This is a genomic window from Pyxidicoccus caerfyrddinensis (assembly GCF_010894405.1).
GTDB classification, from domain to species: Bacteria; Myxococcota; Myxococcia; order Myxococcales; family Myxococcaceae; genus Myxococcus; species Myxococcus caerfyrddinensis.
In genome coordinates, this window is the sequence record NZ_JAAIYA010000024.1 from 145,976 (window position 1) to 170,442 (window position 24,467).

At 70.2% G+C, this 24,467-nt stretch carries 20 protein-coding genes and 1 pseudogene; 12 read left to right on the forward strand and 9 right to left on the reverse strand.

All coding sequences use genetic code 11. The features are described from left to right. Positions 1–182 (reverse strand): annotated as a pseudogene (locus G4D86_RS40710) (hypothetical protein); the annotation flags it as partial. 373 nt (positions 183–555) lie between these two features. Here G4D86_RS40710 and G4D86_RS40715 point away from each other — a divergent pair. From G4D86_RS40715 to G4D86_RS40725, 3 genes are all read left to right on the forward strand, one after another. After that, complete coding sequence (locus tag G4D86_RS40715) at positions 556–1,191, forward strand: hypothetical protein (protein WP_163999690.1); 636 nt, start codon at positions 556–558, stop codon at positions 1,189–1,191. A gap of 18 nt (positions 1,192–1,209) precedes the next feature. After that, positions 1,210–1,758, forward strand: a complete 549-nt coding sequence (locus G4D86_RS40720; protein WP_163999691.1) for a hypothetical protein — start codon at positions 1,210–1,212, stop codon at positions 1,756–1,758. Positions 1,759–1,921: 163 nt separating this feature from the next. After that, positions 1,922–2,446, forward strand: a complete 525-nt coding sequence (locus G4D86_RS40725; RefSeq protein WP_240360757.1) for a CBS domain-containing protein — start codon at positions 1,922–1,924, stop codon at positions 2,444–2,446. 31 nt (positions 2,447–2,477) lie between these two features. Here the strand turns inward: G4D86_RS40725 and G4D86_RS40730 are convergent, their stop codons facing one another. After that, entirely contained in the window at positions 2,478–3,026 is a 549-nt protein-coding gene (locus tag G4D86_RS40730) for a hypothetical protein (protein ID WP_163999692.1), read from the reverse strand. A 99-nt stretch (positions 3,027–3,125) separates the two neighbouring features. On the opposite strand from G4D86_RS40730, the gene G4D86_RS40735 reads away from it, so the two are divergent. Both G4D86_RS40735 and G4D86_RS40740 read left to right on the forward strand, forming a co-directional pair. Beyond that, the gene (locus G4D86_RS40735; RefSeq protein WP_163999693.1) at positions 3,126–3,866 is read left to right on the forward strand and encodes a TetR/AcrR family transcriptional regulator; all 741 of its coding nucleotides are present in this window, start codon (positions 3,126–3,128) and stop codon (positions 3,864–3,866) included. Positions 3,867–3,875: 9 nt separating this feature from the next. Further along, entirely contained in the window at positions 3,876–4,682 is an 807-nt protein-coding gene (locus tag G4D86_RS40740) for a lytic transglycosylase domain-containing protein (RefSeq protein WP_163999694.1), read from the forward strand. A gap of 12 nt (positions 4,683–4,694) precedes the next feature. On the opposite strand, the gene G4D86_RS40745 is transcribed toward G4D86_RS40740, so the two are convergent. Then, entirely contained in the window at positions 4,695–5,312 is a 618-nt protein-coding gene (locus G4D86_RS40745; RefSeq protein WP_163999695.1) for a TIGR02265 family protein, read from the reverse strand. Positions 5,313–5,568: 256 nt separating this feature from the next. Between G4D86_RS40745 and G4D86_RS40750 the strand changes: the two genes are divergently transcribed. Beyond that, a complete protein-coding gene (locus G4D86_RS40750; protein WP_240360758.1) occupies positions 5,569–7,194 on the forward strand; it encodes a vWA domain-containing protein in 1,626 nt (541 codons plus the stop codon). A 246-nt stretch (positions 7,195–7,440) separates the two neighbouring features. On the opposite strand, the gene G4D86_RS40755 is transcribed toward G4D86_RS40750, so the two are convergent. Further along, positions 7,441–8,187 carry a glucosamine-6-phosphate deaminase gene (locus tag G4D86_RS40755; protein WP_163999697.1) on the reverse strand — a complete coding sequence of 249 codons (747 nt, stop codon included), beginning with the start codon at positions 8,185–8,187 and terminating at the stop codon, positions 7,441–7,443. A 137-nt stretch (positions 8,188–8,324) separates the two neighbouring features. Between G4D86_RS40755 and G4D86_RS40760 the strand changes: the two genes are divergently transcribed. The 4 genes from G4D86_RS40760 (at position 8,325) to G4D86_RS40775 (ending at position 18,477) form a co-directional block, all read left to right on the forward strand. Beyond that, positions 8,325–9,752: an amidase gene (locus G4D86_RS40760; RefSeq protein WP_163999698.1), complete on the forward strand. Its 1,428-nt coding sequence runs from the start codon at positions 8,325–8,327 to the stop codon at positions 9,750–9,752. Between the two features lie 87 nt (positions 9,753–9,839). After that, a complete protein-coding gene (locus G4D86_RS40765) occupies positions 9,840–10,877 on the forward strand; it encodes a 6-phosphofructokinase (RefSeq protein ID WP_163999699.1) in 1,038 nt (345 codons plus the stop codon). A gap of 93 nt (positions 10,878–10,970) precedes the next feature. Continuing rightward, a complete protein-coding gene (locus G4D86_RS40770) occupies positions 10,971–12,614 on the forward strand; it encodes a long-chain fatty acid--CoA ligase (protein ID WP_163999700.1) in 1,644 nt (547 codons plus the stop codon). 133 nt (positions 12,615–12,747) lie between these two features. Further along, positions 12,748–18,477 carry an AAA family ATPase gene (locus tag G4D86_RS40775; protein ID WP_163999701.1) on the forward strand — a complete coding sequence of 1,910 codons (5,730 nt, stop codon included), beginning with the start codon at positions 12,748–12,750 and terminating at the stop codon, positions 18,475–18,477. A 49-nt stretch (positions 18,478–18,526) separates the two neighbouring features. Here the strand turns inward: G4D86_RS40775 and G4D86_RS40780 are convergent, their stop codons facing one another. From G4D86_RS40780 to G4D86_RS40790, 3 genes are all read right to left on the reverse strand, one after another. After that, positions 18,527–18,988: a hypothetical protein gene (locus G4D86_RS40780; protein ID WP_163999702.1), complete on the reverse strand. Its 462-nt coding sequence runs from the start codon at positions 18,986–18,988 to the stop codon at positions 18,527–18,529. Beyond that, a complete protein-coding gene (locus G4D86_RS40785; protein WP_163999703.1) occupies positions 18,985–19,287 on the reverse strand; it encodes a hypothetical protein in 303 nt (100 codons plus the stop codon). The genes G4D86_RS40780 and G4D86_RS40785 overlap by 4 nt, the downstream gene beginning before the upstream one ends. Positions 19,288–19,623: 336 nt before the next feature. After that, the gene (locus tag G4D86_RS40790) at positions 19,624–20,484 is read right to left on the reverse strand and encodes a haloalkane dehalogenase (protein WP_163999704.1); all 861 of its coding nucleotides are present in this window, start codon (positions 20,482–20,484) and stop codon (positions 19,624–19,626) included. Between the two features lie 152 nt (positions 20,485–20,636). On the opposite strand from G4D86_RS40790, the gene G4D86_RS40795 reads away from it, so the two are divergent. Beyond that, on the forward strand, positions 20,637–21,548 hold the full coding sequence (locus G4D86_RS40795; RefSeq protein WP_163999705.1) for a LysR family transcriptional regulator: 912 nt from the start codon (positions 20,637–20,639) through the stop codon (positions 21,546–21,548). Between the two features lie 77 nt (positions 21,549–21,625). Here G4D86_RS40795 and G4D86_RS40800 read toward each other — a convergent pair whose 3' ends face one another. Continuing rightward, positions 21,626–22,585: an alpha/beta fold hydrolase gene (locus G4D86_RS40800; RefSeq protein WP_240360759.1), complete on the reverse strand. Its 960-nt coding sequence runs from the start codon at positions 22,583–22,585 to the stop codon at positions 21,626–21,628. A 167-nt stretch (positions 22,586–22,752) separates the two neighbouring features. On the opposite strand from G4D86_RS40800, the gene G4D86_RS40805 reads away from it, so the two are divergent. Continuing rightward, positions 22,753–23,625 (forward strand): helix-turn-helix domain-containing protein, encoded by an 873-nt coding sequence (locus G4D86_RS40805; RefSeq protein WP_163999706.1) that lies wholly within the window; start codon positions 22,753–22,755, stop codon positions 23,623–23,625. A 6-nt stretch (positions 23,626–23,631) separates the two neighbouring features. On the opposite strand, the gene G4D86_RS40810 is transcribed toward G4D86_RS40805, so the two are convergent. Beyond that, on the reverse strand, positions 23,632–24,402 hold the full coding sequence (locus G4D86_RS40810; protein WP_163999707.1) for an SMI1/KNR4 family protein: 771 nt from the start codon (positions 24,400–24,402) through the stop codon (positions 23,632–23,634). Positions 24,403–24,467: the final 65 nt, after the last annotated feature.

Genomic DNA, 24,467 nt, shown 5'->3' on the forward strand with positions numbered 1-24,467 from the left:
ACAGGCCGCGTTAGCAGTACCGCCAGCAGTCGCGCCGCCCCGTCCGGAGTCAGGCCCTCACCGCGAGGAGGCAGCGCATTCGCGGAGTCCAGCCCGGCAGCCACCAGCAACTGCTCGAAGGCATCCAACCGCATGGCGCCATGCGTGACGGCGCGTACGGCCAGGTCCGCGGGGCCCACCATCGCGACCTGCGCGCCCCGGTGCGACGGGCGTCCTGTTTCTCCCGAGCCGGGACGCGAGCCGTACCCAAGAACCCCTTCGGAACCACGAGTCGGAGGCACCGAAGCGCAACCCGCGACGAAGCACGCCAGCAGCCAGCCCCAGCCCCGCGCCATCCAAACGCCTCCAGTCGCCATCATTCCGCATCGGCGCGTGAAGCCCGAGGCTACACGACAGCCCCGGAAAACGTGGCCCCCAGGAGCACAGGCAGGTCTCCCACGGCAGCCCCTGTCCGCACACCACCACTCGCGGGTCATTTCCCTCGACGTGGCTTCTCTTTTCCGCCCCGTCGCGCGAATGATGGCCACCGGGCCGGAACCACGCTGGAACATCCCTATGACGATGGCGACATCCTCGACGAGAAGACGCACGGCACTCCCCCCAAGACAGCAAGGCGCCGCCTGGGCCTGCCTCCTGGTGCTCCTGGCCGCATCCCCGGCCCTGGCGCAGGACGGCGCCGGTGAGCCGCAGCTGCGCCGCTTCGGCGTCCTGCTGGACGCGGGCGCGCCCCACGGCGTCGGCGTGTCCGCCGTGCTCCGTCCGCTGCCCTGGCTGCGGCTGCAGGCGGGCCCCACCACCAACACGCTCAGCTTCGGCCTGCGCGGCGGCGTCAGCCTCCTGCCCTTCCAGACCTTCGTCGCCCCCTCCCTCAACGCCGAGGCGGGGCACTACTTCGGCTCCGACTACAACGACGTCGTCGACTGGCTCGGCTCCAGCCCCAGCGCCGCGGCCGCCGCCATCCGCGACGTCACCTACGACTACGTCGGCGGCAGCGTCGGCCTGGAAATCGGCTCGGCCAGCCGCTTCAACTTCTTCCTGCACCTGGGCCTGAGCTACGTGGCCCTCAAGGTGGACGACGCGAGCGCCCTCATCCAGGACGCCACCGACGACCCCAGCGTCACCGCCCGAAACCTCTCCGTGCGCGCCACCATCCCCTCCGTCAAGGTGGGGTTCCTCCTGTACTTCTTCTAGAGCCGGAGCCCATCCACCATGCGAACGACTTCCTTCCGCGCCCTGCTGCTCTCCACCGCGGCGCTCTTCGCCACCGGCTGTGACTCGCTCTTCTCCATCGAGGCGGAGGCCGAGGAAATCTGCAAGACGGAGCCGGACCTCTCCTTCCCCGCCGCCTTCCCCGGCACCGCGAGCGTCCAGCAGACCCTCACCTTCCCCCTGGGCGACTTCGCCGACCCGCTCCCCGAGGAGGCCGACCTGGAGACGGAATTGCGCCTCAAGGTCTTCGAGGTGACGGCCGACACGGACATCAGCGGAATCGAGCGCGCCAGCGTGTCCGTGCGCAAGCCGGGCAGCGAGGACACCATCCTCATCGGCGAGTTCCGCCGCACCGGCTCCGGGGGGCCCACGCAGACGCTGCGCCTGTCCGGCAGCGGCGCCGTGGACCTGCTGGACCTGGCCCGTCAGGACGAGCTGGACTTCGTCTTCGACGCCCGGGGCTCGCTGCCCACCGAGGAGTGGACGGCCACGCTCCGGGCGTGCGCCGGCATCCGCGCCAGGGCGAACTACTTCGACCTCGTGTTCTGACGCTCCGGGGCGCAGCCCTTGCGCCGCCCGTATCCCCGGCACGCAGCGGCTGCGCGCCCGCCGCCATTGCTCCCGGCGAGGGCCCCGGCCCGGCCCGCATCAGGGCTGGCCGGGGCATTGCTATCTCCCCGCCTGGAGCCCATCTCCGGGCCAGGAGGAGTGCATGGACACCATCGACAGCTTCATGACCCGTTCCGTCCACACCATCGGGGTGAAGAGCCCGCTGGTGGAGGCACACCGGGTGATGAACGAATACGGAATCCGCCATCTGCCGGTGCTCGAGGGCGGGCGCCTGGTGGGGCTCGTCTCCCAGCGGGACCTGCACCTCATCGAGACGCTGAAGGACGTGGACCCGAAGGAAGTCAGGGTCGAGGAGGCCATGTCCCAGGACTGCTACACGGTGGAGACCGGGACGCCGCTGGCCGAGGTGGCCCGGGAGCTGGGGCGCCACAAGTACGGCTCGGCCGTCATCACCCGCGGCACGCGGATGGTCGGCATCTTCACCACCACGGACGCGATGCGGGCCCTGCAGACCGTCCTCTCCCGTGCCGCCGCTCCGGCGCCCGCGCACAAGCCCGCTTCACGCAAGGCCGCCTCGAAGGAAGCCGCGCGCAAGGCGAAGCCCGCCGGCACGCCCGCCGCCCGCAAGGCCGCCGTGAAGAAAGCCGCGAGCCGCCGCACGCGCTGAGCCGCCCGCACGCCGCCACCCGCGCCGTCCCTCAGGCCACGCTCACCGGAGCCACCGCTGGAGTCATGGCGGTGTGCAGGGAGGCGGGCACGGCCTCGGAGGAGGGCGCGGCCGGCTGGATGCCGAGGAACTCGCGCCGCGTGCCCAGCACCAGGTCGAAGAACGGGTGCGTCACGCACCAGTTGGCATTCTGGTTGCGCCCCATGTGGTGGTCGTAGTGCCAGGGCAGGTGCTCGCGCGCCCACGCCGGGTCCAGGTGCGCGCGCCGGTGCACGCGGTAGTAGTTCGCCGCGCAGGCCCACACCGTGCCCACGAAGAAGGGCGCCACGGGAAACAGCGGCGCGTGCGCCACCGCCAGCGCCGCCAGCGCCAGCAGCTCCTTGGTCTTCGCCGACCAGGTCCACAGCGAGCGCAGGTACTGGTCATCCACCATGTCGTGCCGCCGCGACTTCTGGTGGTGCTCGTGCCAGTGGAAGCTCCAGAAGCTCTGCCGGTGCTTCCCCAGGCCGTGCAGCACGTACCGGTGCAGCACCCATTCCCCGAAATTGGAGTACGCCCAGCCCAGTGGAATGCCGATCATCGTTGCTCTCTCCGGCGGGCGCCCGGCCGACGCCACGCTGCGAATAATGACTATTTGGTCACTCTTTTTCTATAACGCAAGAAGACGGAGTGCACGCGAATGGCGACCAGAGCGGGCCCACGGAGCGAGGGAGGGGACACGTCCGCGGGGGCGGGCAGCAGGCCCGGGCGTCCGGGCGGGCGGCGGGAAGCCCACCGGCGAGAGCGGACGAAGGAGCTGGAGGACGCGGCGCTGAAGCTCTTCGTGGAGCGGGGGCTGGACGCCGTCACCATCGACGACATCACCCAGGCGGCCGGGGTGGCCAAGGGGACGTTCTACCGGTACTTCGACGACAAGGCCGCCCTGGTGGACGCGCTGCTGGCGCCGGTGCGCGGCGAGCTGCTCGCGGGGATGGAGGCGTGCGGACGCTCGCTCGCGCAGGCGCGTGACGTGGAGGCCATGTTCGACGCCTACCGCGCGGTGGCGGCCGTCATCGTCGGCGCGCTCCTCCAGTACCCGGGCGTGGTGCGGCTGTACCTCCAGGAGAGCCGCGGGCCGGCGGTGGGCGCGCGCACCCAGGTGGCCGAATTGTCCCGGCTGGTGGCCCGGCACGCGGTGGACATCACGCAGAAGGCGCACACGCACGGGCTGCTCAGGCCCATCCGCCCGGCGGTGAGCGCGCTCGCGGTGGTGGGCGCGGTGGAGCGGCTGCTGCTGGCGGTGCTGAGCGAGGAGGACATCGGCAACCTGCTGGAGCTGCCGGACGCGCTGACGGCGCTGGTGTTGGACGGGCTGCGGCTGCCTCCCGGAGTCAACAAGCCCGGGCGCCGGAAGTTGGACGGAGGCCCCAAGCGCCCTTAATGGTGGAGCGTGGCAAGCAAGCGGGCCAGGAGCGGCGGCGGCGGGTTCGGCATCCCCGGGTGGGCCTGGCTGGTGCCGTGCGCGCTCGTGCCGGTGGTGCTGCTCAACGTGGGCATCTCCTGGCTGGGCGGGACGACGGTGTCCCCGCTGTCGTTCTCCTTCCTGGAGGCCAAGGCCGGGGCGCTGCGCGCGTACGCGGAGCACCGGCCCTCGTGCCTGCTGGATGGGCACCCGGAGCTCGAGCCCCTCATCGACGCCGCCGAGCGCCGGCACCGGCTGCCCGCGGGACTGCTGCGGGCGCTGGTGCAGGTGGAGTCGGAGACGCGCGTGCACCGGATTTCTCCGGCGGGTGCCATGGGCCCCGGGCAGCTCATGCCGACGACGGCGTCCATGCTGGGCGTGGAGGACCCGTTCGACCCGGCGCCCGCCATCGACGCGAGCGCGCGCTACCTGGCCGAGCAGCTCCGGCGCTTCGGGGACGTGCGGCTCGCGGTGGCCGCGTACAACGCGGGCCCGGGCGCGGTGAATGGCCGTGTGCCTCGCAACGGAGAGACGGAGTACTACGTGCCCAAGGTGCTCGCGGCCTGGAAGCACACGCGGCCGGCCGCGCCCGCCGTGGCGGCACGGGCGACACCGAGAGCACCCGTGCCCACGACGGTGCGCGTGAGTCCCCGGCCCGCCGTGAAGCCCGCTCCGACAGCGAAGCACGCGACAGTCGCGAAGCCCGCCACCCGTACGAAGCCACCCACGAAGGCGCCTGCATCCGCGGACGCGCGGGCAAAGCCGGGCGTCACCGCGAGCGCGCGGCGCGGCTGAGCAGGGCCGGCCTCACTCCCAGGAGAACAGGTGCTCGCACTGCGTCAGCGCGAGCTGGCGTCCCCGCACCTTCGCGCCCTTCACGTTCCCCGCCGCGAGGACGGCGTCCATGATGCCGGAGTTGGTGGGCTCGGGCATGAGGTCGCCGTCGAGGAAGAAGCGGCCGCTCTTCGGCCCCGTCCACTCCACCGTGTACTTCCCGTAGTTGATGGACGCGCCGAAGGCCGTGGGCAGGCTGTTCACCATCTTCACGACGTCCCGCGCCGTCAGCGCCAGAATCGTCCGGCCCGCCAGCGAGGCCATGAAGTCCGCCGTCGCCTGCCGCCCGAGCAGTCGCAGCGCCTCGTCGAAGCCGCCCACCCTCGGCGCCATGAACTCCGCGGCGACCCAGGTCATCCGCAGCCGCGCGGACATGGGGTAGTTGGAGAAGTCGGTGATGCGCTTCTGCCCGCCGGCCTCGAGGCACCGCTGCACCACGTCCTCGTCCCCGTACGAGCCCACCACCTGGAGCACGCCCTTCAGGAACATGCCCCGGCACGTCTTGTCCGGCGTCGCGAGCGCCAGCCGCTCCTCCAGGTCCCGGACCCGGTCCACCGTGCCCTGCCCTGTCGTGGTGTCGTTCCATTCCATGTGACGCCCCATCAGATTCCGAAGCACCCCATCCGACCACCACGCCGCGCGCTCCGATGCCCGGATGCCCCGAGCATTGCGCGCCACGGCACGTCCTCGCCGCCCGCGGCCCCTGCGTAACACGGTCCGCGCCATCCTCCCATTGACCGACCTCCGCCCATCGACCGACCTCGGGCGGATGACGGACGCGCGGCCTTCGAGGCCCATGGGACAAGGGCGCCCTCACCGCGTTTCCCGCCACTCTCCCGAGGCGTCCATGAGCAGAACCTTCACCCGCGGCTGCATCGCCCTGCTGACCGTCCTTGGAATTGTCGGAGGGGTGACACTGTACGGCGACCACGTCCGCAAGCTGTTCGGCGCCTCCGCCACGTCCCTGGCCGGTACGCCCGACGTGGGCACCTCGCGCAAGACGCTGCGCTCCTTCGGGGTGGAGTCCTCGGGCGGGCAGCCCGTGGCGGCGAGAAAAGCGCCAGAAGCGTCCGAGTCGCTGGCCTCCGGAAACACGCACACGCGGCATGAGCCCAACGCCTTCACGCTCACCCGGGACGACCGCCTCTCCACCTTCGCGGTGGACGTGGACACCGCGTCCTATGCGCTGTTCCGCCGCGCGGTGCAGCAGGAGGACCAGCTGCCGCACCCGAGCTCGGTGCGGGTGGAGGAGTGGGTGAACGCCTTCCGCTACCGCCTGCCGGAGCCCAGGCCCGGCGAGGGGGACTTCCACGTGGACCTGGAGGCGGCGCCATCGCCCTTCACCCCGGACCGCCACCTGCTGAAGGTGTCGCTCCAGGGACGGCGGGTGGCGAAGAGCCAGCGCAAGTCCACGCACCTGGTCTTCCTGGTGGACACCAGCGGCTCCATGAACGGAGAGGACCGGCTGGAGCTGGCGAAGAAGGCGATGAAGCTGGCGGTGGGCGGGCTCAACGAGACGGACACGGTGGCCATCACCACCTACGCGGGCGACGTGCGCACCGTGCTGGAGACCACGCCGGCCTCGGAGCGCGGGCACATCGAGGACGCCATCGACTCGCTCTGCTCGGGCGGCGGCACGGCCATGGGAGACGGCCTGGAACTGGCCTACCAGCACGCGGTGCGAATGGTGGGCGCGGACAACGTGTCGCGCGTGGTGGTGCTCACGGATGGGGACACCAACCTCGGGAAGAACCTCACCGCGGACGCGATGCTGGAGAGCGTGGCCCGCTACGTCCGCGCGGGCGTGACGCTGTCCACCATCGGCTTCGGCATGGGCAACTACCGCGATGACCTGATGGAGCGGCTGGCGGACAAGGGCAACGGCAACGCCTTCTACATCGACTCGGAGCGCGAGGCGCGGAAGGTCTTCCAGGAGCAGCTGGCCGGCACGCTGGAGGTGATTGCCCAGGACGTGAAGGTGCAGGTGGACTTCGAGCCGGACGCGGTGCGCGGCTACCGGCTGGTGGGCTATGAGAATCGCGACGTGGCGGACAAGGACTTCCGCGACGACAAGGTGGACGGGGGCGAGATTGGCGCGGGCCACGCCGTCACCGCGCTGTACGAGGTGGAGCTCACGGGTGAGGGTACGCGCCTGGCCAACGTGCGCGTCCGTGCGAAGCGCCCGGGCGGCGAGGAAGCGGCCGAGCAGCGCTTCACGCTGGAGCGCCACCAGGTCCACGCCTCGCTGGCGGAGGCGTCAGCCGACCTGCGCTTCGCCGCGGCGGTGGCGGGCGCGGCGGACCTGCTGCGTGGAGCGCACCAGGCCTCGGGCATGAGCCTCGCGACGGCGGAGTCGCTCGCGGAGGATGCGCTGGACGGCCAGGAGGACCGCGAGGAGTTCCTCTCGCTGCTGCGCCGCGTGCGCTCGATACTGCCCCGGTACAACTGGGCCGAGGCCGCCAGGAAGTACTGAGCTGTGCTGCAGCCGGAAGCGATGGGGCGGACCCGCACCCGGCCCGGATGCCGCTCCGGAATGAACGTTCCTTCCGCCCGGTCTCCGCCCACCGCTGGGGGCAGTACGCCGGAATGAACGTTCCTTCCGCCCGGTCTCCACCCACCGCTGGGGGCAGTACGCCGGAATGAACGTTCCTTCCGCCCGGTCTCCACCGCCGGGGGCGGTACTCCGGAATGAACGTTCCTTCCGCCGGGGGCTCGCGGCTCAGGGCCGGGCACGCGCGGACACGAGTCGGCCGGCCTCGGGGTCCACCCACACCTCCGCGTCGCGGTGCAACTGAAGGAAGGACGCCGGGCAGCGTGGCGTCACCGGGCCCTCCACCATCGCCGCCACCGCCTCCGCCTTGCCCTCGCCGAACGCGAGCAGCACCGCGCGCTTCGCCTGGAGGATGGCGCCCATGCCCAGCGTGAGCGCCTCCAGGGGCACGCGCGTCGGGTCATCCCCGAAGAGCCCGGCGTTGGCCAGCCGCGTCTCGCGCCCCAGCTTCACCCGGTGACACGGCGCCAGCAGGCTGTCCCCGGGCTCGTTGAAGGCGACGTGCCCGTTGCCTCCAATTCCCAGCAGCACCAGGTCCAGCCCTCCCGCCGCGGCCAACTCCGCGTCGTACCGGGAGCACTCCGCCTCCGCGTCCGGCGCGCTCCCATCGAGGAAGTGGATGCGCTCGCGAGGCAGGTTCACATGCTGGAAGAAGTGCCGCTCCATGTACGCGCGGAAGCTGCCCGCGTCCTCGGGCGGCAGGCCGAAGAACTCATCCAGGTTGAAGCTGCTGGCGCGCGACAGGTCCAGCGCCCCGCGCGCGGCCAGGGCCACCAGCTCGCGGTAGACGTTGAGCGGCGTGCGGCCCGTGGGCAATCCCAGCACCAGGGAGGGCCGCTCACGCACCGCCTCGGCGAGGTGGGCCGCGCAGGCAACGGCGGCGTGCTGCTCGGAGTCGAAGACGCGCAGTTTCACGGCAGCGGACCATAGGGAGCCCCGGCCCACGCGGAAGCGCGGAAGTGCCCGCCCCGTTCACTTCAATGCGGCGCGACCTGGCCTGTCTGTCCATGACGGACAGCCAGCCCGCGCCCCGGAAGCGCTAGAGTTCCGCCATGGACCCCTTTGTCAGCCTCGACGCGACGGCCCAGGCGGAGCTCGTCCGCCGGGGCGAAGTCACTCCGCTGGAGCTGGTGGATGCGGCCATCGCCCGCATCGAGCGCCACAACCCGAAGCTCAACGCCGTGACGCAGCAGCAGTTCGACACGGCCCGCCTGAGGGCGAAGGGTGCGCTGCCTCGAGGCCCCTTCACCGGCGTCCCCTTCCTGCTCAAGGACCTGCTCGCCGCGCAGCAGGGCCAACCGCTCACCGGTGGCTCGCGCTTCATGAAGGACTTCGTGCCCGACCACGACAGCGAGCTGGTGAAGCGCCACCTGCGCGCCGGGCTCGTGGTGCTGGGCAAGACGAACACGCCCGAGCTGGGCCTGTTGCCCACCACGGAGAGCGAGCTGCTCGGCCCCTGCCGCAACCCGTGGAACCTGGAGCGCTCGGCGGGCGGCTCCAGCGGCGGCGCGGCGGCGGCGGTGGCCAGCGGCATGGTGCCCTTCGCCCACGCGTCCGACGGGGGCGGCTCCATCCGCATCCCCGCGTCCAGCTGCGGCCTCTTCGGCCTCAAGCCCACGCGCGGCCGCAACCCCACGGGGCCGGACTTCGCGGACCCGTACCACTGGCTCGTCGCGGACCACGCCCTCACCCGCTCCGTGCGCGACAGCGCCGCCCTGCTCGACGCCACGGAAGGCCCTGATGTGGGTGCCCCGTACATCGCCCCGCCCAAGGCCCGGCCCTATGCGCTGGAGGCGGGAGCCCCGCCGGGGCGGCTGCGCGTCGGCCTGGCGCTGCGCAACTCCGTGGGCGCGCCCGTCCACCCGGAGTGCCTGGCCGCCGTCGCCGCCACCGCCCGGCTGCTGGAGGGGCTGGGCCACTCCGTCCTCGAGCTCAGCCTGGAGGCGCCCGGCGACGAGGCCCTGGGCCAGCACTTCATGACGGTGTGGGCCGCGGGCGTCGTCTACACCATCGACCGGATGGCGCAGCGCTCCGGCCGTGCACCGGACGCCGCGCACTTCGAGCCCTTCACCTGGGCCCTCTACCAGTTCGGCCTGGACCAGGGCCTGTCGGCCTACCTGCTGGCCCAGGCGGAGCTGCAGCGCTTCAGCCGCCTCATCGCCCGCCGCTTCGAGGACGTGGACGTCTGGCTGCTGCCCACCGTCACCGAGCCGCCCGCGCCGCTGGGCACCTTCGCCGCGCCGCCGGACGAGCCGCTGGCGCCCCTCTTCCGGGCCGCCGCCTTCACGCCCTACTGCCCGATGGCGAACATGACGGGGTGCCCGGCCATGAGCGTGCCGCTGCACTGGAGTCCGGAGGGGCTGCCCGTGGGCGTGCAGTTCATCGGCCGCTTCGGGGACGAGGCCACCCTCTTCCGGCTGGCCGCCCAGCTGGAGTCCGCCCACCCGTGGACGCACCGCCGCCCGGCCGTGTTCGGGTAGCTCGGGTAGGCGGAAAGTCCCCCGGTGAGCGCTCAGGCGCAATTGAGGGGTTCCGTCCGGCGCCGGGCGAGATAGAACATTCCCCCTATGAAAGTCGCTGTCCTCACTGGTGGGGGTGACTGCCCCGGTCTCAACGCCGTCATCCGCGCCGTCGTCCGCCGCGCCGCCGAGCACGGCTTCGAGATGATGGGCCTCCGGGATGGCTGGAAGGGGTTGCTGGAGGACAACCACTTCCGCCTCACGCGTGAAACCACGTCGGGCATCCTCCACCGCGGCGGAACCATCCTCGGCACCTCGCGCGTCAACCCGTTCAAGGTGGAGAACGGGCTGGAGCGCGTGAAGCGCGCCGTGGAGCGCAATGGCATCCACGCCATCATCGCCATCGGCGGCGAGGGCACGCTGTCCGCCGCCACGCGCTTGTCGCAGGAAGGCCTGCGCATCGTCGGTGTGCCGAAGACCATCGACAACGACATCAACGCCACCGAATTCACCTTCGGCTTCGACACCGCGGTCATGATTGCCACCGAGGCCATCGACCGGCTGCACTCCACCGCCGAGTCCCACAAGCGCGTCATCGTCTGCGAGGTCATGGGACGCCACGTGGGGTGGATTGCGACGTACGCGGGCATCGCCGGCGGCGCGGACGTCATCCTGGTGCCGGAAATCCCCGCGGACCTGACCAAGGTCGCCGAGCACATCCAGCGCCGCCACGCGAGCGGGCGCACGTTCTCCATCGTCGTGGTGGCGGAAGGCACGCGCATCAAGACGTCCCCGGACGAGAACGAGCACCTCGTCACCACGGGCTCCCTGGACGAGGCGGGCCGGCCGCGCCTGGGCGGCGTGGGCAACATCGTCGCGTCGGAAATCGAGCGGCGCACCGGCTTCGAGACGCGCGTGTCCGTGCTGGGCCACATCCAGCGCGGCGGCGCGCCCACCGCGCATGACCGCGTGCTGGCCACCCGCTACGGCGTCCACGCCTGCGACATGGTGGCCCGAGGCGAGTTCGGGAAGATGGCCGCACTCCGGAGCAACGAAATCATCACCGTGGACCTGGCGGACGCCACCCGCGAGCTGAAGAAGGTCCCCAAGGAGTTCTTCGAGGTGGCCCAGGTGTTCTTCGGCTGACGCAACGCAACATCACCGGGAGGCCCTGAACCGGGGCCCCGGGCTTCCGGTAGCATCGTCACCTTCACTCCTCACGGACAAGGGATGGTGCCGATGCTCGCCGGACGGATGATGGACTTCCCGCTCACGCTGACCCACTTCCTGGAGCGCGCGCGCACGTACTACCCGCGCTCGGAAGTCATCAGCCGCAATCCCGACAAGTCGCTGCACCGCTACACGTTCGCGGACTTCTACAAGCGCACGTGCAGGCTGGCGAACGCGCTGACGCGCCTGGGCGTGAAGCCCGGTGACCGGGTGGCCACGCTGAGCTGGAACCACTACCGGCACCTGGAGACGTACTACGCCGTGCCGGCCATGGGCGCGGTGGTGCACACGCTCAACCTGCGCCTGCACCCGAACGACCTGGCCTACATCGCGCGGCACGCGGAGGACTCGGTGCTGGTGGTGGACCGCTCGCTATTGCCACTGTTCGACAAGTTCTCCGCGCAGGTGCCTGGCTTCCGCCACGTCATCGTGGTGCCGGACGCCGGGCCCGCGCCGGAGGGGAAGCTGGACTACGAGCAGCTCCTCGCGGCGGAGTCCGACACGTTCGACTTCCCGAAGCTGGAGGAGAACACGGCGGCGATGCTCTGCTACACGTCGGGCACGACGGGCAACCCGAAGGGCGTGCTGTACAGCCACCGCTCCATCGTCCTGCACACCATGGCGTGCTGCATGACGGACGTCACGGGCATGCGCGAGGCGGACCGGGTGATGCCGGTGGTGCCCATGTTCCACGCGGCCGCGTGGGGGCTCGCGTTCGACGCCATCTTCACCGGCGCCACGCTGGTGTTCCCCGGGCCCCACCTGGACCCGCAGTCGCTGCTCGACTTGATGACGGAGACGAAGGTCACCATGGCCGGCGGCGTGCCCACCATCTGGCTGGGCATCCTCGCGCTCTTGGATGCGACGCCGAAGCAGTGGGACTTGAGCACGGTGCGCTCCATGCTGATTGGCGGCTCGGCGGCGCCGCCGTCGCTGATTGACGGCTTCAAGCAGCGGCACGGGCTGGAGGTGGTGCACGCGTGGGGCATGACGGAGCTGAGCCCCGTGGGCACCATGGCGAAGCTCAAGGGCGACTTGCGGGACGCGTCGCAGGAAGCGCAGCTGGCGGCGCGGGCGTCGCAGGGCTTCGCGCTCCCCTTCGTGGAGACGCGCGTGGTCAGCGACGACGGGAAGCAGCTCCCGTGGGACGGGGAGACGATGGGCGAGCTGGAGGTGCGGGGGCCCTGGGTGGCGAGCTCGTACTTCGGCGACGAGGGGAAGGACCGCTGGGCAGCGGATGGCTGGTTCAAGACGGGGGACGTGGTCACCCTCGACAAGGCTGGCTACGTCCGCATCTGCGACCGGGCGAAGGACGTCATCAAGTCCGGTGGCGAGTGGATTTCGTCGGTGGAGCTGGAGAACGCGCTGATGGCGCACCCGGCGGTGCTGGAGGCGGCCGTGTTCGCCGGCAGGCACGCGAAGTGGGACGAGCGGCCCCTGGCAGCGGTGGTGCTCAAGCCGGGACAGACGGCGACGAAGCAGGAGCTGGCCGCGCACCTGGAGAAGCGGTTCGCGAAGTTCTGGATGCCGGATGACTACCTCTTCATCCCGCAGATTCCGCGCACCTCGACGGGCAAGTTCCTCAAGACGAAGCTGCGCGAGGAGTTCGGCGACCACCTGCTGAAGAACACGGGCGTGAGCTCGGCGGGGTAGTGCCGAGGAGCCCGGCAGACCCTGTGCTCAGGCAGTCGGTAGCCCCCTCTCCCGATGCTTCTGAAGACGGCCCTTCACCTCCATGGTGAGTCTGGGGACGGGGCTCGTGCCGCTTCGCCCTGGGGAGGGTCGTTTGTTCCAGGTCCCTGGCTACCGCGACTTTCTGCAAATCCATCAGGGGCGCCAGTACGTCGTATTCCGTGTCCGTGAGGAACGCACGGGCGGGCCCCGGGTCATCAAGCAGGTCCAGCCAGGGCCGCACGCCGCCTACGCCACCGCCGCGCTCCGCCACGAGCACGAGATGCTCCGTGGGTTGGACCTTCCAGGGGTGGTGAAGCCCCTGGAGCTGGAGGAGGTGGCGGGAGTCCTGGCGCTCGTCCTCGAGGACGCCGGCCCGTTGGACCTCGAGCAGCGCCTGGAGCAGGCGCCGCTGGAGACGGGGCTCTTCCTGGAGCTGGCCACCCAGCTCGTGGACATCGTCTGCAATCTTCACCAGCGCAGCGTCATCCACCGGGACATCAACCCGTCCAACATCGTCGTACGGCCCGACACCCATCGGCTGACGCTGATTGACTTCGGCACCGCGACGAAGGCCGCGGGCCTCGTCGGCGCCTCCGAAGGCACCCTGTCGTACATCGCGCCCGAGCAGACGGGGCGGATGAACCGGCTCGTCGACCACCGCGCCGACCTCTACGCCCTCGGCGCCACCTTCTACGAGATGCTCACGGGCGTGCCGCCCTTCGTCTCGGCGGACCCGGTCGAGCTCGTCCACGCCCACCTGGCCAGGCCCCCCGTCCCCCCGGACCAGCTCAACCCGTCCATTCCCAAGGTCCTCTCCGACCTCGTCCTCAAGCTGCTCGCGAAGATGCCGGAGCAGCGCTACCAGAGCGCGGAGTCGCTCGACCTGGACCTGCGCGAAGCCTGTCGCCGGTGGAAGGACTCCGGCGCCATCGCGCCCTTCGCACTCGCCTGGAATGACCTGGCGCGCGAGCTCGTCATCTCCACCCGGCTCTATGGGCGTGAGCACGAGCTGGCCGAGCTGCGCGAGGCCCTGAAGCGCGTCCGCGCGGGCCCCACCGAGGTCATCCTCGTCACGGGCGAGGCCGGCTCCGGCAAGTCCTCGCTCGTCCACGAGCTGCACCGGCGCTTCGCGCGAGGCGCCCACTTCCTCTTCGGCAAGTTCGACCACCTCCACGGCAACGTGCCCCATGCCTCCCTGGTGAAGGCCCTGGGAGGGCACGTCCGCGGCCTGCTCCAGGAGTCCCCCGCGGTCCTCGTCTCCTGGCGCCAGCGCCTGCGCGACGCGCTGGGCTCCAACGCCAGCGTCATGACCCGCTTCATCCCCGAGCTGGCACGCCTCCTGGGAGAGCAGCCTCCGCCCATCTCCCTGGGCGCCGCCGAGACGCAGAGCCGCTTCCAGTTCGCGTTCCAGACCTTCATCCAGGTCTTCGCCACCCGCGAGTGCCCGCTCATCCTCTTCATGGATGACATGCAGTGGGCGGACACGGGCTCGCTCCAGCTGCTCCAGAGCCTGGCCACGGCACCGGACCTCCGCCATGTGCTGCTCGTCGGCGCCTGGCGCGCCAAGGAGGTGGGGCCGGACCATCGCCTGGTCCGGGCGCTCGGGGTGATGCAGTCGCTGGGGGCCACCCTCCGCACCCTCGAGCTGCCCCCGCTGGACCTCCTCGCGCTCACCCGGCTCTGCGCCGACACCCTTCACAGCGAGCCGGAGCGCGTCGAACCCCTGGCGGAGCTGCTGCTGCGCAAGACGGCGGGCAATCCCTTCTTCGTCAAGCGGCTCCTGCGGTTCCTCCAGCAGTCCGGCTTCCTGGCCTTCGAGCCCGAGCAGGGCGAGTGGCAATGGGACCTGGCCCGCCTCCAGCAGGTGGAAGTCACCGAGAATGTCATCGAGCTGATGCTGCTGGCCGTGCGCCAGCTCCCCGCGCTCACCCAGCAACTCCTCCAGGTGGCGGCCTGCTTCCGGGACAGGGTGGACCTCTGGCTGCTGTCCGCCGTGGCGGGGAAGTCCGCCGAGGACACGGCCGGCGCGCTCTGGAGCGCCATCCAGGAGGGGCTCCTCGTCCCGGAGAGCCAGGGCCCCCGCTTCACGCGCGAGGTGGGCCGCGCTCCCGAGAGCCCCGCGGCGCCGGCCGCCACCTATCGCTTCGTGCACGACCGCATCCAGCAGGCCGTCTACTCGTTGCTCTCCGAGGAGGAGCGGCGCCACATCCACCGGCGGATTGGACGCCGGCTGCTGGAAGGTGTCTCGGAGCAGGAGCTCGACGAGCGCATCTTCGAGGTGGTCGACCACTTCGACATGGGCCAGGAGTCGAGCCAGCGCCTGGCGCCCGCCGAGCGCCTCCAGCTCGCCGAGCTGTACCTCCAGGCCGGCAGCAAGGCCGAGGAGACCTCGGCCTTCAGCTCCGCGCTCGTCTACCTGCGGCATGGCGTGGAGCTCCTCCCGCCGGACGCCTGGCACTCACGCCCCGAGCTGGCGCTCCGGCTCCACCGGCAGGCGGCGGAGTGTGCCCACCTCACCGGCGACCCTGCCTTCGCCGAGGCCCTCATCCAGGCCGCGCTGCCGCATGTCACTTCCGACCTGGAGAAGGTGGGCCTCTACGAAATCCACGTCATTGCCTACACCCTCGGGCGCAACTACCTGGAGGCGCTCCGGTGGGGGAGGGAGGGGCTGCGGCTCTTGGGAGAGGAGCCCCCGGAGCGCGAGCTGGAGCAGGCCGTCGCGGACGAGTCCGCCGCCGTGGGCGCGTTGCTGCGGGGCCGTACCCGGGAGGAGCTCCTGGCCGCCCCGTCCACGAAGGACCCGCGGCTGCTCACCCTGATGCGGTTCATGTCGAGCGTCGTCATGGCCGCGTACTTCGCGGACCAGCACGCGCTGTTCGCCTTCTTCCAGACGCGGATGCTCCACCTCTCCCTGGAGCACGGCCACAGCCCCCACTCCGCGCATGCCTACCTGACCTACGCGATGACCCACTGGGTGGCCGCGGGTGACTACGACACCGGCATGAAGCTGGGAGAGCTGGGAGTGGAGCTGAGCCGGCGCTACGGAGACCCGAGGCAGGAGTGCCGGACGGTGACCACGTTCGCCGGAAGCGTGAGTCATTGGCGGGCGCCGTACCGGACCAACATCCCGTTGCTGCGGCGGTCCGTCGCCGTGGGGCTGGAGGGCAATGAGTTCCTGTTCGCCAGCTATGCCGCCACGCAGCTGGTGGAAGTCCTGTTCGCCATGGGCACCGAGCTCTCCGTCACCCACGCGGAATGCGAGGCCAGCCTGGTCTTCACCCGGAGGCTCGGGCATCGGGACATGGCGGGCCTCCTCCACGCCTACCGTCAGGCCATCCGGTGCCTCCAGGAGCGGACCCACCAGCGGGCGCGCTACGAGGACGACACGTTCTCCGAGAAGGAGTACCTCGAGTCCATCCGCGACAGCCCCCTGGTGCTCTGCGAGTACCAGATTCTGCGCGTCCAGACGTCGTTCCTGCTGGGAGACCTCGCCGACGCCCTGGAGATGTCCCGCGCCGCGCGCACCAACCTCCACCTGGTGCGGCCCCTGCTCCCCTCGGTCGACTACGCCTTCTACACGGCGTTGTTGCTCGCGGCGTACCACCCCGCGGCTCCCTCCTCCGAACAGGACTCCCTCCTGGCCGAGTGCCGGGAGCACCTGCGCCAGCTCGAGACCTGGGCCCAGGGCTTCCCCGGGAACTTCCGTCAGAAGGCGCAGCTGGTCGCCGCCGAGCTCGCCCGCCTCGAGGGCCGCCAGGACGAGGCGATGCACCTGTACGACGCGGCCATCGACTCCGCGCACCAGAACGAGTTTCCGCAGGACGAGGCGCTCGCGCATGACCTGGCGGGCCGCTACTACCGCGCCCTGGGCCACCGCCGCATCGCCGCCCCCTACCTCCAGGCCGCCGTGAAGGGGTTCTCCCGCTGGGGCGCCAGGGCCAAGGTCGCGGCACTCGCGGAGGAGTTCCCGGACCTCGCCCTCGGCGAGGCCATGCCCTGGAAGACGCCCACCACGCGCGATGACGAGGAGGCGCGCGGGGCCAGCCTCGACCTGCTCGGCATCCTCAAGGCCGCGGAGACGCTCTCCGGGGAAGTCGTCCTCGACAGGCTCCTGGAGAAGCTGATGACGGTCTGCATCGAGGTCGGCGGCGCGCAGTGCGGCGCCCTGGTCCTCCACGAGGAAGGCGCCCTCTTCGTGCGCGCTCGCGGCTCCACCACCGAGCCCGTGTCGCTCGACCGCACGCCGGTCCACGCCTCCCAGCACGTGCCCCCGTCCATGGTGGCCCGGGCCTTCGGCTCCGGGGACGCCATCGTCCTCGCGGATGCTCGGCAGAGTCCCTTCGCCTCTGACGCCTACGTCGTCGCCCACGCCCCCAGGTCCGCCCTCGCCGTCCCCATCCGCCGTCAGGCCTCCACCGTCGGCGTGCTCTACCTGGAGAACAACCTCGCCACCCGCGCCTTCGCGCCCGACCGCGTCCGGGTCCTCCAGCTCCTCTCCAGCCAGATGGCCATCTCGCTGGAGAACAGCCTCCTGTTCGAGAAGCTCCATGTCGAAGTCGAGGAGCGCCGCCGGGCCGAGCGCGCCGTCCGCTTCCTCGCCGAGTCCTCCGCGGTGCTCGCCGAGTCGCTGGACCATGAGATGACCCTCCGCAGTGTCACCCGGCTCGCGGTGCCCTTCCTCGCCGACTGCTGCCTGGTGCACGTGCTGGACAAGCCCGAGACGCTCCACTGCATCGCCGTCGCCTGCGCCTCGCCCGCGAACGAGGCGCTGCTGCGCGAGCTTCAGCGGAGCCATCCGGTCCGGTGGGACTCACGGCTGCCGGGGGTGGTGGCGATGCGCACCGGGGAGCCGCAGCTGGTGACCGAGGTCTCCGAGGAGCAGCTGCGGACCATCAGCGAGGATGCCGGACACCTGGCGCTGCTGCGCACCTTCGACATGCGGGCCATCGTGGCCGTGCCGCTCATCGCGCAGGGCAGGAGCCTGGGCGCCATCAGCCTCTTCCGGGTGAGGCCCGGGCACGGCTATGGGCCCGCCGACCTCGCCCTGGCCCAGGAGCTGGCGCGCCGGGCCGCCACCTCCATCGACAATGCCCGGCTGTACCATGAGGCCCGCGAGGCCATCCTCCTGCGCGACGAGTTCCTCTCCATCGCCGCCCACGAGCTGTACACCCCGCTCACCTCGCTCACGCTCTCCCTGCAGGGGCTGGAGCGAGGCAACGCGCCCGCCGCGCCCGAGGTCGTCTCCCGCGCGTCCAAGAGCGCCCGGCGGCAGATTCGTCGCCTCACCCGCCTCATCGACGAGCTGCTCTCCGTCGCCCGCCTCCAGAAGGGGCGGGTCCACTTCCAGCTCGAGGAGTTCGACCTCGCCGCCATCACCCGCGACGTCGTCGAGTCCTTCAGCGAGGAGTCCGCCCGCTCCCAGACGCCCCTCGTCATCCACGCGGAGGCGCCCGTCAGGGGGTGGTGGGACAGGACGCGCCTCGAGCAGGTCATCACCAACCTCGTCGCCAATGCCCTCAAGTTCGGCAACCGCAAGCCCGTGGAGCTCTCCGTCACGTCCGAAGCGGGCATCGCGCACCTGACGGTGAGGGACCACGGCATCGGAATCGCCCCGGACAGGCTTCCGCACATCTTCGAGCGCTTCGAGCGCGCCGTCTCCTCGCGCGAATACGGCGGGCTCGGGCTCGGCCTCTACATCGCGCACGAAATCGTCTCGGCGCTCGGAGGCCACATCCATGCCGAGAGCACGCCAGGCGTCGGCACATGCTTCACCGTCCTGCTCCCGTGCTCGGGGCCGCCCGCCGCCGGAGTCGAGGCCATGCAGGCCGCCGGGTATGCCTGACGGTGCGGGCCCGGATGAACCGGGCCAGAGCGAGGCCCGGTAGGTGCTCTCAGCCGTCCGACGAGTCGATGAGCCGGATCTTCCTGCTCACGCACACATCCTCGAAGTCATCTCTGTTGAAGGTGATGAGGGCGTGCAGGCGATGCTTCGGGTTGAGCAGCATCAGCCTCATGACTCTGTCGACCAGGCTCAAGGCGCGGTAGCTACTCCCTCGCCGTTTCAACTCGTCGAAACATTCACCCAGCGCCTGTTCGCGCATCTTCCTGTCGAACAGCATCAGCAAGCGGTTCTGCCGCCGAAGGTGCGTCAGGTCGCGTTCAAGGAACTCCATCGACTCGCGCCGGCGTGTCATGCGGGTCGAGACCGTCTCGTACAGGATGGGCCAGGGAACGACGAGTTGATGGGACGCCGAGTCGAAGAGTTGCTGAAAGAGCTCTGTCGCGACCTCGTGGTGTCCGTCCTTCTTGTCGTACAGCGCGAGCATGAAGCAGGCATCCACGCAGACGTTCATGCCTCGTCCTGCTCCTCGTCCGCGACCTCGGCATAGCCAACCCACGGGGCTGGCCTCCTGTTGCCGAAGAGCCACTTGCCACTCCACTTCCCATCCTTGCCGGCGCCCACCAGATAGGCGCGCCCCTTCTTCCCTACGATGGACTTGAGCGCTCTCTTGATTTGCTCGGGCGTGAGGTCCGCGGTGAAGGTCGCGACGCCGTCCCCACACTCCCTGGCATCCTGTTTGGCAAGCCACCTGTAGAGGTCGTCGTAGTTACCGCGCAGTCCCAGGTCATACGAGAGCCAGTACCTGGCCATGCTGCCTCCTTTACCGGCCCCGGGCACACCGTGTCGGGCATCCGAACGAGCAGGAGCAACGTCCCACCCAGGTCGCGAACCGTCAACACGGTGCTGCCCTCCATTCATGGCCGTCCGTGGAATGGACGAGCGTGCAGGTCCGGAGCGTCTCTTTCGGGGTCGTTGCATGGAGTCTCACTATCGAGATGGCCGCAGCCGTTTCGAGGTGCTGGACCTCACTCCATGCAACGCACACACCAGGGGACTGTGAGCACTCCCCCGAGAACTCGATTTTCGTGACCTGCCGCGCCCACTCCCGCCCGAGCAGCGCGTACAGGAGCTGGTCGCACCAGGCGCTCACAGCGCCTTGCGGTCGAGCCAGCTCCGGATGGCCTGTGCAATCGCATCCGGAGCGTCTTCAGGAGCATGGTGGCCCGCACGACCGAGAGGGACGATTTCGAGCGCCGGGAGCGTGCTTCGCACCCACTCGATGATCTTCGGCGCGCCGAGCCCGGTGTCCCCGAACGTCAGCAGGAGCGCCGGCTGCGAGGGTGTCCGCGCGAGCCACGCGTCGTAGTGCTCGATGACCGCGGCGACGTCGGCGGGCTCGCCATCGATGGGAATCTCACGAGTCCACTGCAGCACGGGGCGGCGCGACGCCGCATCGGGGTACGGGGAGTAGTAGACGTCGCGGTCGCTCTCCGAGAGCCCGTGCCGGACGCCGTTCGCGAATGAGCGCGCGAGGAACTCGTTCTGCTCAAGCACCAGCTTCTCGCCGACCCCCGGCGTGCGCAGGGCGCGGAACAGCTGCTCGCCCTGGGGAGGCCAGTCACTCCAGTGCATCGGCCGGAGGAACGTCTCGAACACGACCACGCCGCGCACGCGGTCGGGGTGCCGCCGCGCCCAATCCAGCGCGAGCACTCCGCCCCAGTCGTAGCCGACGAGCACGACGTCACGCAGGTCGAGCGCCTCGAACCAGGCATCGAGGTACCGAGCGTGGTCCGCGAACCGGTAGGAGCTGTCGGGCTTGCCCGAGCTCCCCATCCCGATGAGGTCGGGCGCGAGGCAGCGGCCGCGGTCGGCGAGCTGAGGGATGACGTTGCGCCACACGTGCGAGGACGTGGGGTTGCCGTGCAGGAACACGATGGGCGAGCCAGTCCCGGCCTCGCGGTACGAGATGAACGAGTCGAGGACCTTGATTTGCTGAGTGGTGGCCATGGGAGTGCTCCGGGGACGAAGAGGAGTGGAGGGGTGGCACGCGACGAGCGCGAGCGCGACGAAGCAGCCGAGCAATCTGTGCATGCCCGGCAGGATGCGTCCGTGGAGTCCTCTCTGGTAGTGATGATTGGTGAGGCGTAAGCTCACCAAGCGTGAGCATTTCGATTGCGGCCCTGGACCTCAACCTCCTCCTGATGCTCCACACCGTCCTCTCCGAGCGGAGCGTGGCGCGCGCGGCGGAGCGGCTCCACGTCACGCCGTCGGCCATCAGCAACGGCCTCGCGCGCCTCCGCTCCGCGCTGGGGGATCCGCTGGTGACGCGCAATGGCCGCGGAATCGTCCCCACGCCGCGAGCGACGGCGCTCGCACCCGCCATCGCGCGCGCGATGCGTGAGCTGGAGCTCGCGATTCACGAAGCCCCGTTCGACCCGACGCGCTGCAAGCGCACCTTCACGCTCGCCGTCGCCGATGCGGGTCAGCTCACCTGGGTGCCGAGAATCGCCGCCTTGATGACCGAGGAGATGCCGAACGCGCGCCTCTCCGTGATTGGCATCGCCTCGCTCGTCTCGCTCGGCGACCTGACCTCGTCCCACATCGATCTGCACATCGGGCTCGCCGGGAAGGGCGCGGGCCTGCACATCGAGCCGCTGCTGGAAGAGCGCACCATCCTCGTGGCGCGCGGAGACCACCCGGCGCACGGCAAGCGCCTGTCCGCGAGGGCGCTCGGTGCGCTCCGGCACGTCGGTGTGGAGATGGTGCCGGGCAAGGGCTTCCGTGACCTCGTAGGGGCCGCGTACGCGCGCGCCGGCATCCCCCGCGAGGTCGCCATGACGGTGCCCTCGTTCACGACCGCCGCGGCGGTCGTGGCCGAGACCGACCTCGTCGCGACGCTGCCGGAGTCGCTCGTCGCCGCGCAGGGCACACGCCTGGGCGTGCGCCCCGTCAACGCGCCGTTACCCGCGCACACCGTCAAGATCTCCCTGTGCTGGCACGAGCGCACCCATACCGACCCCGCGGCGCAGTGGTTTCGCGGGCTCGTCCGGCGTGCAGTCCTGGCAGCGTGACAGGCCTGAAGACCGGCTCCTCCGGCGAGCTTGGCGCGGCGAGCTGGAGTCAAACCGCGCCCGTGGGCTCACTCCCCTCAGGCCACACGCCACAAGCGCCGCGCCTCCTCGGCGATGACGTCAGGGAACTCCTCTGGAAAGAACAGCTTCCCTCCAGGCACGAAGCGGACGCCTTGGGACTGCGGAAACGTGCGGTCGAGGTAGTTGGCGTCCGCTGGCGAGAAGATGTCGTCGTCCGCACCCCACACGATTCGCACCGGGACCTTGCTGCGCTTGAGTTCCGCTTCGATGCCAGCCAGCGGGTTGGGCTCCAGCGCGAGGTGGAACGCGTGGTACTGCGCCCTGCGCAACGGTGAGCTGGCGAGCGGCCTGGCGTAGTACTCGATGGTCTCGTCAGCGAGGCGGCTGGGGTCGCGAAAGACGGCCGCGCCGAACGTGGAGCGCGCCAGCGCCTTGTCAGTCAGCCACTGGGCGGTTGCATCCGCGAGGGTTCCGGCGCGCGCCATCTCAATCACCGGCATCACCTTGGGCGGAGGGCTGTTGGGCTCGGTGTCGCAGTTCGTCAGGAGCAGCGTCCGGACACGCTCGGGATGACGGACCATGAACAACTGCGCGACCGTGCCGCCGCTATCGCTGGCGACGATATCGACCTTGGAAATCTCGAGCGCGTCGAGCAATGCCACGAGCATCGCGGCCTGGGCGTCGGCCGCCAGCGACTGGTGCTCGGGAACCTGCGAGTACCCGAGGCCCATGAAGTCGGGTGCGACGCATCGCCGGTATGCGGACAGCCGGTCCATCGCGCCGCGCCATTGAAAGCCATTGAGTGGAGCGCCGTGCAGGAACAGCGCGGCCTCGCCCGAGCCACGCTCGACATAGGCAATCCTGCCGAACGGGAGGTCGGCGAAACGCCGCGCCGCGCGGAAGGCCTCTGCGTCTGTCGGTTGTGACGGGGCCGTGCCCACCGCGCCGCGGCCGGTGTCCACGCGCGACACGCACGCGCTGACGACACCGGCGGCGAACGTGGCACCGGTCAACATCAGGAACTGTCTACGTCTCATTGCGAGTCTCCAGGCGACGAGTGCTGCTGCCTGCGAGAATGCTTCCACCGTCGCCGCCGCCGCGCGCGCACGGACGGACGGTGCCGAGCACAGACGGATGATTCTCGGCGCTTGCACAAGAGCGGGCCGCGTAGAAGGTTCAGGCGATGAGCGACAGACCCTCCTGCTACCCAGGCCCTCCAGCCGCGTTGCTGTCGAGCGTCGGGAAGGAGCGCCTGCCGCTCCTCGACGTCCTCACCTCTCCGGTGCCATCCGGATTGTTCAACTCGCCGGTGGATGACCGTCATGTCCTCTGCCTGCACCTGGGAGACCCGGTCCCGGTCTCCTACCGCGTGGGAAACCACGAGCGGCAGGGGCTTCGGATCAACGGTCAGTTCTGCGTCGTGCCCGCGCGCTCGAGCACTCGCTGGACGGTCTCGCGGCCCGCGCGCTCGCTGCTGCTCCGGCTGACGCCCTCGCTCCTGCTGGACACCGCGGAGGCCATGGGCCTGGGCTCGGGAGGTGCCGAGCTCGCGCCTTCGATTCACATCCGCGACCCGCAGGTCGAGCGCATCGGCTGGATGATGCAGGCCGAAGACCATGACGGCTATCCGGGTGGCCGGCTGTTCGCGGACAGTCTCGCTTCCGCGCTTGCCGCGCGACTCTTCGCGCTGCAATCGCGCAAGGACGTCACGACCTCCAAGCCAGGTCGCGCGCTGCCTGCCTGGCGGCTGCGCCGTGTGCTCGAGTACATCGAGGCGCACCTCGATGAAGACCTCACGCTCGCCGAGCTCGCGCGCGTGGCGGAATTCAGCCTGTCGCACTTCAAACCGCTGTTCAGGCAGGCCATGGGGATGCCGGTGCATCGCTTCGTCCTCGAGCGGCGCGTGGAGCGCGCGCGGCTGCGGCTGCTCGAAGGAGGAAGGAGCCTGACGGAAATCGCGCTGGAGGCGGGCTTCTCGCACCCGAGCCACATGGCCCGCTGCATGCGGCGCGTGTTGGGGCTGAGCCCCTCGCAAATCGCGGGTTCGTCCCGATGAGTAGATTCAGTCCAGGTGACGAGGTCCGACCGGCCGCCGCGCGCCGGGGAGGTCGGTGAGTAACTGCTCGGCCAACGTCGTTACGGCCCGAGGGTCGTCGCCGCCGAGCCGCAGCGTCAGCAACTCGTAGTTCTCGTTGACCCGGGCATCCACGCTGAGCGGCCCCGCCTGTAGACACGCCACGCGGCCCGATAACGACAGGACAGGTGCGAACCCGGCGCGTTGCAGCAGCACCAGGGCCCGCTGTAACGCGGCACGGCCTTCGCCGGCCTGCAGCGTGCCGCCCACGGAGACCACGTCGCGTCCAGCGAGGCGGCGCAGCGCGAAGTGGTTGAACACGCTGGCGGTGATGCGTTCGCCGAAGGTTTCGCTGATCTCGACCGGCGTCTGCCATTCGAGGTCAACGCCCGGTTCCAGCATCACGAGCGGCGCGTCATCGCCATCACCGCGCTGCAGGTCGAGGCAGTAGTCGTATAGCGGATCCAGCGATTCGTCGGTTTCGATGGCCACCGGGAAGAAGCGACCGGACGGCGCAGCGTCTTCGTCGTCGAGGCGCTCGGCGATGGCGGCGAGGCCGTGGTCTTGCGTGGGGCCAAACGGGGCATAGCCGTTGCTGTTGCTGCCCATGCGCCGCAAGAACTCCACATAGGAGGCAGGCAACGTGACGCCGCGGCCGGCAGCCAGGGCTGCGACGGCGGCGGCCGGCACCCCCTCCACGCGGGACATGAACGCCGGGTCACGCTGCCGGATGAACTCGATGACAAGGGGCCAATCCATCAGCGGGTTCTTTAGCAGGGCCCACGTGCCAGCTCAGCCCTTCGTCCACGACAAAGGGGTCATCG

Coding starts and splice junctions, on each gene's coding strand:
- G4D86_RS40750 (WP_240360758.1), top strand. CDS start 5,569: ATGAGCAGAACCTTCACCCGCGGCTGCATCGCCCTGCTGACCGTCCTT.
- G4D86_RS40790 (WP_163999704.1), bottom strand. CDS start 20,484: ATGGCCACCACTCAGCAAATCAAGGTCCTCGACTCGTTCATCTCGTAC.
- G4D86_RS40800 (WP_240360759.1), bottom strand. CDS start 22,585: ATGTTGACCGGTGCCACGTTCGCCGCCGGTGTCGTCAGCGCGTGCGTG.
- G4D86_RS40785 (WP_163999703.1), bottom strand. CDS start 19,287: ATGGCCAGGTACTGGCTCTCGTATGACCTGGGACTGCGCGGTAACTAC.
- G4D86_RS40735 (WP_163999693.1), top strand. CDS start 3,126: ATGGCGACCAGAGCGGGCCCACGGAGCGAGGGAGGGGACACGTCCGCG.
- G4D86_RS40765 (WP_163999699.1), top strand. CDS start 9,840: ATGAAAGTCGCTGTCCTCACTGGTGGGGGTGACTGCCCCGGTCTCAAC.
- G4D86_RS40760 (WP_163999698.1), top strand. CDS start 8,325: ATGGACCCCTTTGTCAGCCTCGACGCGACGGCCCAGGCGGAGCTCGTC.
- G4D86_RS40725 (WP_240360757.1), top strand. CDS start 1,922: ATGGACACCATCGACAGCTTCATGACCCGTTCCGTCCACACCATCGGG.
- G4D86_RS40720 (WP_163999691.1), top strand. CDS start 1,210: ATGCGAACGACTTCCTTCCGCGCCCTGCTGCTCTCCACCGCGGCGCTC.
- G4D86_RS40770 (WP_163999700.1), top strand. CDS start 10,971: ATGCTCGCCGGACGGATGATGGACTTCCCGCTCACGCTGACCCACTTC.
- G4D86_RS40805 (WP_163999706.1), top strand. CDS start 22,753: ATGAGCGACAGACCCTCCTGCTACCCAGGCCCTCCAGCCGCGTTGCTG.
- G4D86_RS40730 (WP_163999692.1), bottom strand. CDS start 3,026: ATGATCGGCATTCCACTGGGCTGGGCGTACTCCAATTTCGGGGAATGG.
- G4D86_RS40810 (WP_163999707.1), bottom strand. CDS start 24,402: ATGGATTGGCCCCTTGTCATCGAGTTCATCCGGCAGCGTGACCCGGCG.
- G4D86_RS40780 (WP_163999702.1), bottom strand. CDS start 18,988: ATGAACGTCTGCGTGGATGCCTGCTTCATGCTCGCGCTGTACGACAAG.
- G4D86_RS40745 (WP_163999695.1), bottom strand. CDS start 5,312: ATGGAATGGAACGACACCACGACAGGGCAGGGCACGGTGGACCGGGTC.
- G4D86_RS40715 (WP_163999690.1), top strand. CDS start 556: ATGACGATGGCGACATCCTCGACGAGAAGACGCACGGCACTCCCCCCA.